This window comes from Aldersonia sp. NBC_00410, from assembly GCF_026342035.1.
Classification (GTDB): domain Bacteria; phylum Actinomycetota; class Actinomycetes; order Mycobacteriales; family Mycobacteriaceae; genus Aldersonia.
On the sequence record NZ_JAPENM010000018.1, the window covers coordinates 41,907 to 54,131 of the forward strand.

At 64.4% G+C, this 12,225-nt stretch carries 14 protein-coding genes; 7 read left to right on the forward strand and 7 right to left on the reverse strand.

Annotation, left to right across the window (positions count from 1 at the left end; genetic code table 11):
* The first annotated feature begins 87 nt into the window (after nucleotides 1–87).
* Nucleotides 88–1,380: a hypothetical protein gene (locus OG921_RS26375; RefSeq protein ID WP_266115521.1), complete on the forward strand. Its 1,293-nt coding sequence runs from the start codon at nucleotides 88–90 to the stop codon at nucleotides 1,378–1,380.
* Nucleotides 1,381–1,663: 283 nt separating this feature from the next.
* Here the strand turns inward: OG921_RS26375 and OG921_RS26380 are convergent, their stop codons facing one another.
* Nucleotides 1,664–2,101 carry a hypothetical protein gene (locus OG921_RS26380; protein WP_266115522.1) on the reverse strand — a complete coding sequence of 146 codons (438 nt, stop codon included), beginning with the start codon at nucleotides 2,099–2,101 and terminating at the stop codon, nucleotides 1,664–1,666.
* 381 nt (nucleotides 2,102–2,482) lie between these two features.
* The gene (locus tag OG921_RS26385; RefSeq protein WP_266115523.1) at nucleotides 2,483–2,821 is read right to left on the reverse strand and encodes a hypothetical protein; all 339 of its coding nucleotides are present in this window, start codon (nucleotides 2,819–2,821) and stop codon (nucleotides 2,483–2,485) included.
* A gap of 277 nt (nucleotides 2,822–3,098) precedes the next feature.
* Between OG921_RS26385 and OG921_RS26390 the strand changes: the two genes are divergently transcribed.
* Nucleotides 3,099–3,326 carry a hypothetical protein gene (locus tag OG921_RS26390; RefSeq protein ID WP_266115524.1) on the forward strand — a complete coding sequence of 76 codons (228 nt, stop codon included), beginning with the start codon at nucleotides 3,099–3,101 and terminating at the stop codon, nucleotides 3,324–3,326.
* A gap of 506 nt (nucleotides 3,327–3,832) precedes the next feature.
* On the opposite strand, the gene OG921_RS26395 is transcribed toward OG921_RS26390, so the two are convergent.
* The 3 genes from OG921_RS26395 to OG921_RS26405 all read right to left on the reverse strand — a co-directional run bounded on the left by OG921_RS26395 (nucleotide 3,833) and on the right by OG921_RS26405 (nucleotide 7,042).
* A complete protein-coding gene (locus OG921_RS26395; RefSeq protein ID WP_266115525.1) occupies nucleotides 3,833–4,435 on the reverse strand; it encodes a hypothetical protein in 603 nt (200 codons plus the stop codon).
* Nucleotides 4,432–5,415 carry a ParA family protein gene (locus OG921_RS26400; RefSeq protein WP_266115526.1) on the reverse strand — a complete coding sequence of 328 codons (984 nt, stop codon included), beginning with the start codon at nucleotides 5,413–5,415 and terminating at the stop codon, nucleotides 4,432–4,434. Before OG921_RS26400 ends, OG921_RS26395 begins: the two co-directional genes overlap by 4 nt.
* A gap of 571 nt (nucleotides 5,416–5,986) precedes the next feature.
* On the reverse strand, nucleotides 5,987–7,042 hold the full coding sequence (locus OG921_RS26405; RefSeq protein ID WP_266115527.1) for an ADP-ribosylglycohydrolase family protein: 1,056 nt from the start codon (nucleotides 7,040–7,042) through the stop codon (nucleotides 5,987–5,989).
* Between the two features lie 271 nt (nucleotides 7,043–7,313).
* Between OG921_RS26405 and OG921_RS26410 the strand changes: the two genes are divergently transcribed.
* Nucleotides 7,314–9,431, forward strand: a complete 2,118-nt coding sequence (locus OG921_RS26410) for an ADP-ribosyltransferase (RefSeq protein WP_266115528.1) — start codon at nucleotides 7,314–7,316, stop codon at nucleotides 9,429–9,431.
* 74 nt (nucleotides 9,432–9,505) lie between these two features.
* On the forward strand, nucleotides 9,506–9,673 hold the full coding sequence (locus OG921_RS26415) for a hypothetical protein (RefSeq protein WP_266115529.1): 168 nt from the start codon (nucleotides 9,506–9,508) through the stop codon (nucleotides 9,671–9,673).
* Between the two features lie 9 nt (nucleotides 9,674–9,682).
* On the opposite strand, the gene OG921_RS26420 is transcribed toward OG921_RS26415, so the two are convergent.
* Both OG921_RS26420 and OG921_RS26425 read right to left on the reverse strand, forming a co-directional pair.
* Nucleotides 9,683–10,330: a hypothetical protein gene (locus tag OG921_RS26420; protein ID WP_266115530.1), complete on the reverse strand. Its 648-nt coding sequence runs from the start codon at nucleotides 10,328–10,330 to the stop codon at nucleotides 9,683–9,685.
* A 40-nt stretch (nucleotides 10,331–10,370) separates the two neighbouring features.
* On the reverse strand, nucleotides 10,371–10,574 hold the full coding sequence (locus tag OG921_RS26425) for a hypothetical protein (protein WP_266115531.1): 204 nt from the start codon (nucleotides 10,572–10,574) through the stop codon (nucleotides 10,371–10,373).
* Nucleotides 10,575–10,796: 222 nt separating this feature from the next.
* Between OG921_RS26425 and OG921_RS26430 the strand changes: the two genes are divergently transcribed.
* The 3 genes from OG921_RS26430 to OG921_RS26440 form a co-directional block, all read left to right on the forward strand.
* On the forward strand, nucleotides 10,797–11,327 hold the full coding sequence (locus OG921_RS26430) for an Rv3235 family protein (RefSeq protein WP_266115532.1): 531 nt from the start codon (nucleotides 10,797–10,799) through the stop codon (nucleotides 11,325–11,327).
* A gap of 257 nt (nucleotides 11,328–11,584) precedes the next feature.
* Nucleotides 11,585–11,815, forward strand: a complete 231-nt coding sequence (locus OG921_RS26435; protein WP_266115533.1) for a hypothetical protein — start codon at nucleotides 11,585–11,587, stop codon at nucleotides 11,813–11,815.
* A gap of 168 nt (nucleotides 11,816–11,983) precedes the next feature.
* The coding region (locus OG921_RS26440) for a hypothetical protein (protein ID WP_266115534.1) at nucleotides 11,984–12,225 on the forward strand (242 nt) is incomplete at its 3' end.

Sequence of the window (12,225 nt, forward strand, 5' to 3'; positions counted from 1 at the left end):
ATTGTCGATCCGCGTCCGGGACTTTATAACTCGACTGGATCCGATGCAGTCGGTAGGTCCCGACCTCCGTAGGCGATCCTGAAGGACATGAACCGCACGGTTGCACTCGCGTCCCTTCTGCTGGGTGGTTTCACGGCCACGATCGCATTGACGTCGAACATGCCCGGCAACTTCGCCATAATCACCGACAGCAGCCGAGTGGATGTCTTGGTCTACAGCGCCGCTGCGGGCGCGACCCTCGGCGCGATCACCGCGGCATTCACGGTCATCCTCGCTCGTCGCCGCCGCACCTTGGCATCGATAGCCGCCCTAGGACTCGTGCTGCTGGCGGTCACGTCGTTTCACGGCTTCTGGCAATGGGAGTTCTACCCCCAGCGTGTAGGTGCGGGTGCGCTTTTGGGGGCACTCGCCGGACTGTGCAACACACGCGACCGGCCCATGCTCCAAACCGCTCTGGCCGCTGGCGCAGTGGGGGGTCTTCTACTGAGCGAGCCGATCGACGAGTACCGATCGGCATTCCCTCGCCGCTATGCCGACTATCTCCCTGCCGACTATGTTTCGGCCGCGCCGGATGCGTTCATGCTGAGCCTGCTGTCGCTGACCGTGGTGGCGTTGCTGGTAGCGATTCAGCGCGGCGCCTTCGGCGTGCCCGACCCGGCGAGGGCCGATGGGCGGGTCCGGGAGCTGGCGGTGGGTGTTGCGGTGCCGGTGGCCGGCCTGCTCCTCCACTGGTCTCTCGTCCGCGCCGTTCAGGGGATGAGCACCACTGAGGTGACGCAGGAGCGCTGGTTGTTCGGACTCGCGGTGACGCCCGTATTTGTTGCCGGCGCGCTGTGGCTTCCTCGTCGTCAAGGAATGGTGTTGCTCGCCGCTCTGGCGTTCATTGCGGCAGCCTCCGGCGGTGTCAGATGGTCCAGCGATTCGTGGCCGTCTCTGCTCATACCAGCGATGCTGGTGGTGCTGGGGGCGGTATTCGGCCGACGATGGCCCAGCCCTCTCGTCGGTGTCGCCGCCCTCGCGCTGGTGGCGGCATCGGCGGTGTTCGATGAACAACCATGGGACACTGTGCACATCGGCGGCGCGGTGCTGCTGTTGCCCTTCGCGGCCGGGTTCACCGTCGCGGCGTGCTTGCCCTCGAGTGCGCCTGCCACGACGATCTCCCTGGCGGCACCCGCTGCTGTGACCGTGCCATTGATCACTCAATTCGGATGGACGGCGTACACACCGCTGACCCCGTCGCGCACCGCATTGTCGTCGAGCGCCTGGCAGTGGACCTCAACCGGAGTGACAGTGGCGGCAGTCTTGATCTCTGGAGCCGCCATTGCGTGGTTACAACGACGCCCGGCCGAGAAACCACCGTCAGTGGAGGCCCCAATGTGACGTCCGGTGCGCGATCCCCCTGTGGCACATCGTGCCCCAGGCCCCTTCGATCGTCTCGAATTCGTCACAGTTCTACGGGGTGAATCAGCGAATGTCGCCACCGAAAAGCGCATCATGGACACCCTCTTGATCGTGAACCCGCAGCTCACAAGACCTTGAAATCGAACGACTAAAGATATTGGTCGATTTCGAGACACGGCCAAGATTCACCGTCGCGAAAGGGCGCACATTCAGGCGTCGTTGGGCAGCGCCATCGGGACACGGGCCCGCGCGAATACCAAATCTAGTACGTTGTGATGAGCGTGTATCGGTACCAGGGTCCATCGATGTGGTCGGCGGAGAATGTGCCATCGCGGGTCGGGCGTGCCGGTGCGCCGTCGGGTGAGTAGACCCAGCCGGATTGGGTGCTGAAGACCGATGTGCGTTTGTCGCTGAAGAACACGTCGCCTTGTTGTGTGGAGTAGGCCGTGCCGATTTCGAACCGCCCGATTTCGAAATCGTTTACAGTTGCCGGTTCAGGTTTGTTGAGTAGCTGTTGTGCAGCCTTTTCGAACTCGGGGCGCGCATCATCGAACTTTGGCTGAACGAGGAACGCCAGCGCGACCCCCAACGCAGTGGCGACTGGCCAGGCCAGCATCCACCAGGTCCAGCGTCGACGTTTCCACAGGACGTAGATTGAATCGACTACCCAGACTGCGCCTGTGGCGATGACCAGGGCCACTGCGACTCCAGCGGGCAAGTACCAGTCGCGGTCGGACGGCCACCATCGGCCCCAGACGACGATCATGAGCAGTAATCCGGCCACTGTGACTGCCAGGATCGCTACCCATAGGCGGGTATGGGGCGACCGTGGATTCGCTATCTCCGGCGATTCACTCATAGAGCACCACTTAACAGAGCCGTCGCACCTGATACCTCGGTTCGAGGTTCGCCATGTCGGGCTCCGATCTGAACGTGGGGCACGGAGGCCGTGTCCGGCAATCGTTTCGTTGTGAGACTGCTCTGCCTTATGTCGCATTGTGGGCATTGAGTTTGCGACAGCGTGTAGGTCATGTTTTGGCGGAATAGTCGGTAGTAGTCGGGACCAGCCGCCGGGCGAGCCTCAGTTGCAGCCCCGCTCTGCGGAGAGAATCACCATCTCGCAGACGTAGTCGCGGGATAGCTTCCACTCATTGTTGTAGCGCACGAAGGGGATTGGGCCCACAGGGTGAGGGGCCATCCCGCCGAGGTGGCCCTGCCCCGTAGCGCTGATCATTCCTGGGCCGACGAGTTCCGCCGCGGTGAACTGAATGTACTGAGGCGCAGGCTGCGCACCCCAGGTCTTCGCGAGTCGCAGGTTCTGGTCGCTGGGGCCGTCGAAGAGTCGTGCGCGCTCCTCCTCGCGTATCGAGTAGTCGGTGGTGGCGTTGTACAGGTTGGTCAGCTGCTCGGAGGTAGGCACGAGATCGGTGATCGGCGCTGGCGGCGGTGCGAACTGTGTCGATTGGACGAAGGCGGTCGGATCACGCGATTCGCTGTCACCTACGGGCGAGCAGGCGCAGGTCGCGGTTGCGATCGCGACAAGAGCGCTGGCGCCTATCGCGGCTTTCCTTACCTTCATGGTCTGGGTATCGCCTCACGTCGACACAACGTGACCAGCACTGAGCTAAGGTCGGGATCCGCCTGAGATCGCGCTGTGTCTGCTCATACACCCGGCTGGCAAGAAGGGGAAGGCGACGATGTTCGAGATCACCGATGGAACCGAGATCGTCGTAGACGGCGAGCGGTGGCTGGTGAGGGTAGCTAGCCCTGGGGTCTATCAGTTCGACTGGTTGAGTCACCGACATGGGTACGGGTTCTCAGTGACCAATTCAGCCGGTGAGCGGTTTACCGATGAGCAGATAATCAGCGACATCCGCGATTTCCTTCACCAGATCGACCCTACGACTGGATATCCCGCCGACTGATTGCCGGCGTCCATCACCACCGCCGAACCGTCGGTGGCACGGGCGAAGAAGTCCGGCGGATCATCGACGATCGCATCACCAGCGACAGCGACGAACTGAACTAACCACATTGGGGCGGGCCGACGCGGGCGCTTAGATCTGCGTTCCGGACCCATGGGTCGCAACTTGCGGGAGCCGGGTCGAGTTGAAGTCAGAAAATCTCCAGCAATTTCCAATTCGGGTACCCATGCCGGTTCTCACCTACGACCCCTAATGAGATGCACAATCGGGGGCATTTCCGGCTGCGGGCGGTCCTCTCCGGCAACCAGACCTTCAAGGCGGCACTGGGGCCTCAGCGGCGACGCTGGAGGCCCGTATCACCCGCTTACAACCCGCGCGCCCGGCCGGTGCGACGCTGTGCACGGACCAGTCGACCCCGCACCCCCCCTGCGGCGGTGGTGAATTGCCGCGTGCACCGCCGGTAGATGGCTCCCCCGTGCCGTCGGAACAGCGCGCGATGGGTGCGTTCAGGGTGCGGATGGGATCAGGTACCGCTTGAGGACCGCCGCTATCAACGCGCTGCGGGAGGGGGCGCCGCTCACTTCGACCTGTTCCTCGATCCACGCCACCTGGGCGCGAAGGAGCTGGAAGCGGACCTCGACGCCGTCGTGAACGAGATCCGGTTTGACCAGCGTCGGCATCCCCATGGCGTTGGTGGTGTAGCGCGTCTCGAACAGGCCCTTGAGCGTTTCCGGGGTGAGGGCCGCGAACGCGTCGATGGCAATCTCGGCGAACGCCTTGCCTTCTTTGCCCGCACGGGTTTTCAGCGCGGTACGGGTCTGTGGGGTGACATACGCGGGTACGGATTGCAGCTCGGTGTGCTGCGGGGAAAGCGCAACCACCTTGTGCTGCTCGACGGGAGCGGCCTGGCCACTCCCCTCCCCCGGGCGGTCAGCCGGCGCTTGCGGGGCAGAATCGGCGACCGGGACATCGTTGTGTCGCTCCACCGCCGGCGTCGTCGGCCGCGGCGGCCGGTTACCGAGAAGGCCACCGAGGCCGCTGCCGCGGCCCTGCCGGCCGGTCTCTGCCGGTGCGAATTGTTCGGCCAGGCTTTTACGTGCCGATGTCATGCGGGAGCATCCTCGCTTTCCGGAGTCAGAGCTGTGTGTTCTTCGGCCTCACGTTCCGCGATCAAAGCTGCCCAGCGATTGAGGATCTCCTTCGCGAGCCCTTCGTAGTCATCTGCGAGCCCTTGTGCATTGCGGGAGCTGAAGTCTCGGTCGTCGTCGACAGCGTTCTCCGTTTCGCCGACTGGCTGGGCCTTCCTGGTCTTTCGACGTTCGGCGAGGAACTTGAACCGTCTCTTCGCGGAGTCGGCGGCGGCATCTTCGAGTTCGTGAACGAGGAGTCCGTGCTCGCGGGCGTCTTTCGCAGCTCCCTCCGCGTGGCGGATCTGCGTTTCGAAGACCGGCGCGATGGTATTGGGAATGGCGGCCTCGATGGTGTTGCGGGTGGTGCGGCTGATCTTCTTGGACGCTCTACCGGCACCGAACAAGACCACTCCGAGGAGCCGGAGATATCCGTTGTCTTGCTTTGCGAGGGCGAATCTTTCGGCGATCTTGTCGAGGCCCTTGATGCTGGCCGCGTCGGTCTTCGTTGTGATCAAGACCATCGAAACGCACTGCAGAACTGCGTCGATGATAGGGACGTCGCCCGGTGGAGTGTCGAACAAGATGATGTCGTAGTCCCCGGCGAGGGGAGTCAGCGACGCTGTCAGCATGTCGGCGAGGCCGCCTCCCCCACGCTTGCTTCGCGTGAGTACCACGCCGGTGATGTCGCCGAGATCCAGGCCCGCCTGAATCAGGTCGAGGCCTGGGCGAACATCTTTCAGGACCGGTGGGGCTGAGCCCGTCATCAACGCCAGCAGGAACTCATTCGTCTCGGGTGGTAGCACGCCGAAGTCGAAGGAGAGGGTGTTCTGGGGATCGGCCTCTACGACGAGAACGCGATACCCGGCGAGTGCGAACATTCCTGCGAGCTGGGCGACAAGACTGGACTTGCCGACCCCTCCCTTTCGGTTGGCGACGGCCAGCGAGTTCTCCAATGGCATGAGTCTCAGGGCCTTTCCGGAATCCGCTGGAGCAACTCCCCCAGCGGTGCGACGGTGCTGACGATGTGGGACGCGTGCGGCGACGCGTCCTTTCACGCGGAACCGTACCGCAAGCCACGGTGCGTGGCCGTGCACGTCGTCCCCGGCGTGTCGCTACGCGTGAATCACAGCAATGATCGCTGCGGATATGAGCGCGGGATTACCCGAGCAATCCAACGCAAGGGATTACGCGTGTTCAGCAGCGTGTGTCTGCGCCTGAATCAACGCACATGATAGGTCACAGTAATACGCGGAGAGGAGTGGTGATCACTGTACGTATGCATACCGTGATGGTCACGCACGATCACGTGCGGTATGGCGAGTGCATCGTCACGCACTCTGTCTCGCGAAGGAATACGCACGATGCAATGCGGAGACAAACACGATGTAGACCACGATGCAACGTGCGGAGAATCGTCCGATGTATGGCGCGAGTTCATAGGCGTATTACAACGCGATAAAACGTGCGAAGATGAACGCGATATTCGGTGCGAAACAACTGGTAGAAGGCACATTGAGCGCCTGAAAGTGTCTATCCGAATAGCGAGACAACCGCGTTCCCAGAGCACGCTGCGAGCTCGGCTTCGTATCGGGACTCGAAACGCGGGGCAACGCTGGCCTTTCGCCAGAAGTGGGGATCGACACTGGCGGCACCGACAAGGGCGCCTGCGATCGCTGCGATCGAGTCGGAATCTCCATTGCTAGTTGCCGCCCAGGCCAACCCGCCCCTAGGGGATAATGGTGCCCTCTCCCCCGTCGGTGAGGTCGTCATATCGGCGACCATGAAGGCGAGTGCAGTCGCGGTCGCACATTCCCAACCTTCGCCGATTCCTTCGCAAGGGTCGCCGTATTCGGCTGTGGAAAGGATGCGCAGCTCGGTCCGAGCGTCGTCGGCGCGCAGGAGTGCGTCGAGGATGCCGTCATCGAGACCGTCGATCAGATAACCCGTCGGATCGGTCGTGATGGGGGAGAGGATCTCTGCGAGATACGGGTCGGTAAGCCAGCAGCTGGTCGCTTCGTAGATGTCGACCACGGCGTCGAGGGCATGGTCGAGAAACCGCCCCGGCCGCCTATCAGCGTTGCGCAGCGCGTCCGCCACCAGCAGTGACGAGGCCACAGCACGGGGGTGTTTGTGCGTGATGAGTGCTTGTAATGCCGTCAGGCCCAACCAATGCCGGTCCGAGGTGAAGGCTGCTGGGGTGAGGCGCATGACAGCGCCGCAGCCGGCAGATTCGAGTGCGCCATCGGGGTCGGACCAGTGTGCGCCCTCCCGGAGGTGGCGCAGTGAGGTCATGCAGGTGCGCCCCGGAGCGCGGTTGTTGTCGGGGTCGATCGCCCAGTTCAGGAAATGTTTCGTGATGATCGCCGTCGTCTCGTCGACGTCAGAGAAATCGGCGCATTCGGAGAGGGCACGGTGAAGCGCGATCGTCATCTGGGTGTCGTCCGAGATTCGCCAGAGAGCCGGGGGAGGGGGAACCGGGCGCTCTTTCATGCGGTCGTAGGTGGTGAATTCGACCTGGTAGCCCCACGCGTCGCCGGCGGCAAGCCCGGTCAGCGCGTTCGTGTACCGCGCCAGGAGTGTGGTCATCGGGGTACCTCCGGGTTGGGCATCGGCGGGTGCGGGTGAGCCGGCGGCCGAGGCGAGCCAAGTCGTCGCGCCTGGGCCGTCGACTGCACCACGTCACCGCATGACATAATAATATCACTACGTCATGACACCAACGGAGGTGATGGAGCCTCGCCTCGACGCGAGGTTTTACAGACATACGCTGACCAGCGGTAGCGATGACCGGCGGTTGCAGTGGGAGTCTGTGGACGTACCGCCCTAACGTCCCGAATCTATGTGCCGGTCAATACATGTGGGCGGCCGTAGGTGCCCCTCCTGCGATTCGTACAAGGCCGCGGCCAAGGCGAACGCGAATCGCCGCTATGGCCGCAATGCGCGCAGGAAGGTCGTCGACCATCTGCGCGAGCTGGGCATGGTGGACACGGCCGCTGCGGTGCTATCGCTGCCGCCGAGCATGCTGCCCGAGCTGATGCAGGCCCTCGAGATCGACCAGTCCGTCCTCGGCGATACCCCGATGCCCAGCACGCACGCGAATCCTCCCTCGGCCAAGCTGATCATCGCCCAGGCGAAAACGGAACGGGAAAAGCTCGCTGGGCCGCAGATAACCCCGGCGCAGGCCGCACTCGACGCGGCCCATGAGCACGTCGAGTCGGTGGACCTGGAAGCCGACGGGGCCCGTAAGGCGGTCAACAGGCAGCGGGTACGGCTGCGTAAGGCGAAAAACGCCGTCGCAGACGGCACTGGAAGCTCCGCAGCGGTTGTCGAGCAGCAGCAGCTCCTCGACGACGCGAAGCAGGCCTATCTCGACGCGCAGCGACACCAGCGCGACGCCCAGGACGATCTCGCGGCGGCGAAGTACGGAATGCGCGTCGACCTCGCGACCGACGACGAGCGGGACGCGTACTACGCCAACCTGACCGAGGACGAGATCGCCGCGATTGGGCGCTCGCTCAACAGGACCCACGGCGGGGAAGCGGTGGCGGCCTTGAACGAGGGGCCTCCGCTGTCGCTGTCGAGCGTCGCCCGCGACAAAGCGGTCTATCACTCCGGCACGATTCCGATGGAGACCGGATCGGGCATCAACGACGTGCAAGGCCGGCTACTCGATGGCGGTACCGCGATCTACCGGCGCGGCAGCGGCGACTTTCTCATCCTGCAGCGCAACGGGGACGCCTACTTCCCAGTGGCACAGGCGCACAGCAAGAGCCATGCCCTGGACAAGGCCAACCGGATCCCGATCGTCACGGGCCTGGAGACGTTGCCGGCCGGCGCGAGCGACCTGCAGCGACATGCCCACAGCATCAAGAGTGGACTAGCGCTCGAGCTCGCCGGCAAAGCAGCCGAGGGGGTCGCGCCGACACCGTCCACGCAACAGAATCTCCTCGACGACGGTATCGAAGCGGCGCGCACCAAGATCGCCGACTCGGCCGGCGCAGGACCGATGCGCGTGGACGTCTACGAAGGAACCAAGCGGCACAAGAAGGCATTGCGCGAGAAGGCCGCCATGGCTGCGGGGGAGAAGGCCCGTACCGAAGCCCTCGCCACCGGTGCTTCGAAGATCGAAGCCAGCGCCGCATACGCAGCCGCCCACCGTCGTGCACTCGGGACACCGACGCGCGGTGGGGGAGTGATCCCGCATTTCGACCACGACATCCCGCCGGGCAGCCTCGGCCCCGAGAAGTACGCGAGCCTGACGCGCAGCGGCGTCCGCGCGTTCGGCAACGAGACCGCCGGGGACTACGCGGTCATCGCTCAGCGCGGCGGCAACCTGAAGGCATGGGGGTTCACCAACAGCGCCGGCCAACTGAAGACCTCGAACATCACCGACCTCACCGGCTCCAACACCGCGTTCGTCAAGAACGTGCTCACCGCCAGCGAGCGCAACGCCCTGACCACCTACACGGGCGGCACATACCAGCAGATCAACGCCGCGATCACCGGCCGCAATCCGAACCCTTCCTCGCATATCAAGACCGTGGTAGGTGGCCTCGAATCGGCGTTCGACAAGTTCGGTGAGCACAATCCGAACATGACACCGATGACGCTGATGCGGGGCACGCGCGTGCCGAGCGGCTGGAAAGGAACCACGTCGGAGTACATCTCCGCTGCGTTCACCGTTGGGTCTCGAGTGCAAATCGGCAAGGTCACCAGCTGCAGTACCAACCCGGGCACCGCAAGCGCTTTCGCCGGGCACCCGCCGTACATGATGGTCGTGCGGACCAGGCAAGGACTCCCAGTCAAGTCGATCTCGCATTTTTCCGGCGAGAACGAGGTCGTGCTCCCGCCGGGCACCGACCTGCGATGCGTGAAAGTCGACCACCATGGCGTCGGCGGCATCCCCACCGTGTATCTGGTGGCCGAGGACCTCGTCGCCGAGGCCGAAGGCTCGCCGATGAGTTCAGCGGCGTAAACGATGAGCACGCCGTGACCAGGTACGACGTCACGTCCCTGTGGTAACACCATCGACGAAGGAAGTGCCGGCACATGAAGCTCACCCGAGAACAGCTCGACGACATCAGGAACAACCTCGACTCGGGCATGACACCGGATGCGGTGGCCGACTACTACGGGCGGATCGCTGATCTCGACCTCGGCGACATCGCCACCATCCGGTCGGCGGCTTATGCGATCCAGCGCGGCGAAACTCCCTGAAGCAGGCGTCTATTTCGAGAAGAGTGCTGTCGTGGCAATGGTGAGGTCGATGACCGGCTCCAGCTCGGCGTGTGATGCGCCGGGTTCGGATGCGCGGATCTTGCGCATGCGGCGCGGTCGAACGTCGCGCAGAGAGATCCCGATCTGCTGCCTGCCGTTCGTCGAGTAGGCGGTGGGACGGTAATCGGCGGGGGATATCCAGAGCTCGTACCAGGCTTCTGCGGGCTGTTCGGCGCGCCCCACGCTGTCGGCCGGCGCCCACAGCGCGCAATCGCAATCCGGCTGGTCGCAGGGGCCCGGGCCATGGCCGACGGGCCGGTAGAGCGGTCGCGTTCCTGACAGCATCGGGCACGCCGCAACGGCGTAGCGCAGGCATGCGGGGTGCAAACCGGGCTCGGGTGCGACGGCGGCCGCGATGTCCTGCGGGCGGACCGTCAGGACGATCCGCGTGTCGTCGAGCTCGAGGCCGCACACCTGGCAGAGCCCATCGGTGATGGCACGCGCTTGGGCCTGCTCTGCTACGTGTCCCCACATGGGTCGGCCCGCGTGCCAGGCGGTGATGTAGGGAACGACCAAACCGGAATGGCTGCGCGCGCTGTGCAACGCTGCCGGCACGGGAGGGCGAGGGCCGGCCACCGGTCGCGAGGGCGTGTTCACCCCGCACGCCCTGCGGCGGCCGCCGGCCCGGAGACGGCGATCAGAGCCTCCAGTGATCGGCGATCGCGCCGCCTTGCGCCGCGTCCACACGGATCAGGGTTGCCGCGCCAAGGGCGCCAACTCCGACGTCGATATCACCGCTACCTCGCGCGGCGTCGAACCAGGCCGCGGCAACTATCTCGGCAATCCGGTAACCCCCTGCGTCTCCCGTGCAACTCCTCGTCCCGATGCTGGCAACAGTCATGACAACCTCCCACGACACCTAGCTCTATTGATAGAAGCAAAGTTTAGGGGCGGGGCGGTTCTCGTCGTCATGGCTTCCACCCAACCAGTGCCCCGGCACCGGTTGGGTCGGCGGTGTTTAGGTGGGTTCGAGGCTGCTATCTGTCGGTGTGTGCCGATAGGCTCGAAGTATTCAATTCATTTGTGGGACTGCGACTCCCACTGTTTTCCGGAGGTGGTTCTTATGGCCGATTCGCCGATGTTTTCGGGTGGCTTTCTTCGCCGCGCGCCGCTTTCGGAGCCGCCGGTTATCCGGACCGGTGAGGCTGTCCCGCCGCCGCCGCCGTCGCAGCAGCGAGACGTCGAGTCGCGGAATCCGTTGCCCGAGCCGCAGCTCGATCCGGCCGAGTTGCGAGCGGTTCGGTTGTTCGCGGAGCAGTCGCTGCGGCTTGTGCTCGAAGTGCTCGACCGGCGCCGACCGCCGCAGCAGTTGCGGGCGGTTCTCGGGCGATCGTTGATCGAGGCAGTGCTCGCGGCGAGTGTGAACCCTCCGGGGCGGTCGCTCGGTACGGCGCGGTTGCAGCGTGTGCACGTGCGTCCGGTGGATAGTTTCGCGATCCGGTCCGCCTTGTCGCGCCCCGCTGTCATTGCTCCGGCTGCGGAGGTGTTTGGGCATTACGCGCGCGGTGCGGGCGGTGGCCGGGTGTTCGCGGTCGCGGGGCGTATCGGAACGGGTAAGACAGGGCTGGTGTTCGATGCCCTGCAAATCGCGTGAGCGTGCGAATGCGGGTGCGCAGGGGTGGCGTGGGACGGGGTGTTTGCTCGCGTTTTCGTCTCTGGTGAGGTGGTGATTTCCGGTGGAGGGGTTGCGAGTCGATGCGGATCGGTCAGTGGAGATCGTGCGGCTGAATGAAGGTCATTCCGGCCCGCTGGCCGGTGTTCATAGGCATGTGGGGTGTTTGGATCCGGTGCCGGTGCTGGTGCGCGGAAACCTGCATCTGTGGCGGGGTGCTGCGGTGGGGGAATGAGCCGGTGAATGACGATGCCGGGTTCGTGCTGTACCGGTTCGGGCGTCCAGCTGCGGTGATCCGGGGTTCTGTGGTTTTCACCCGGCTCGACGGCGGGCTGATCGGGGGCTTGTCTGGTTTCGAGTTGTTGTTCCTGGCTCGGGAGGTGGCGCGTTCGCGTGGGGTGGAGTTGCTCGAGGTGGAGGCTGCGTTGGCGGAGTTGCGGCGGGATCTGGTTCGGCGGGGGTTGTTGTGAACGTGCCCGGCGTTGGTGGCCGGCTCGGAGCCGGCGTAGCCGGGGGTGTGGTGGGTTACGGTTGGGGAACGGTGGGGTGGGTGGAGGTAATGCGTTGTGGGACAATGGAGTGTGTTGGTGGGCGTGTCGGCGTTGACCGTTGAAACGGGTTGCCGTACTGTGGATTACATGGAAACCGGACCCCGTACCCGCCGCCCGCGTAGCGGGTGTGTGTTGGGTGGGGGAGTGAACCCGCAGGTGGTGCCGTTGAGTTCCGGCGGAGCCGGAACGGTCCGATTCGGAAAGCGCTGCGCGAGCAGCGATTTCGCTTCGCTCATTCGCCCGCGTAGCGGGCACCGGAAGATGGCGCAGGGCAATGCGTTTCGCGGCGGGCTTGCCCGCCGTGTCGGTTGGCGGTGGGGGCTCGCCCC

Excerpts from the sequence above, each read along its gene's own strand:
- OG921_RS26400 (WP_266115526.1), bottom strand. The coding sequence starts at position 5,415 with ATGCCATTGGAGAACTCGCTGGCCGTCGCCAACCGAAAGGGAGGGGTC.
- OG921_RS26390 (WP_266115524.1), top strand. The coding sequence starts at position 3,099 with ATGTTCGAGATCACCGATGGAACCGAGATCGTCGTAGACGGCGAGCGG.
- OG921_RS26395 (WP_266115525.1), bottom strand. The coding sequence starts at position 4,435 with ATGACATCGGCACGTAAAAGCCTGGCCGAACAATTCGCACCGGCAGAG.
- OG921_RS26430 (WP_266115532.1), top strand. The coding sequence starts at position 10,797 with ATGGCCGATTCGCCGATGTTTTCGGGTGGCTTTCTTCGCCGCGCGCCG.
- OG921_RS26375 (WP_266115521.1), top strand. The coding sequence starts at position 88 with ATGAACCGCACGGTTGCACTCGCGTCCCTTCTGCTGGGTGGTTTCACG.
- OG921_RS26415 (WP_266115529.1), top strand. The coding sequence starts at position 9,506 with ATGAAGCTCACCCGAGAACAGCTCGACGACATCAGGAACAACCTCGAC.
- OG921_RS26425 (WP_266115531.1), bottom strand. The coding sequence starts at position 10,574 with ATGACTGTTGCCAGCATCGGGACGAGGAGTTGCACGGGAGACGCAGGG.
- OG921_RS26405 (WP_266115527.1), bottom strand. The coding sequence starts at position 7,042 with ATGACCACACTCCTGGCGCGGTACACGAACGCGCTGACCGGGCTTGCC.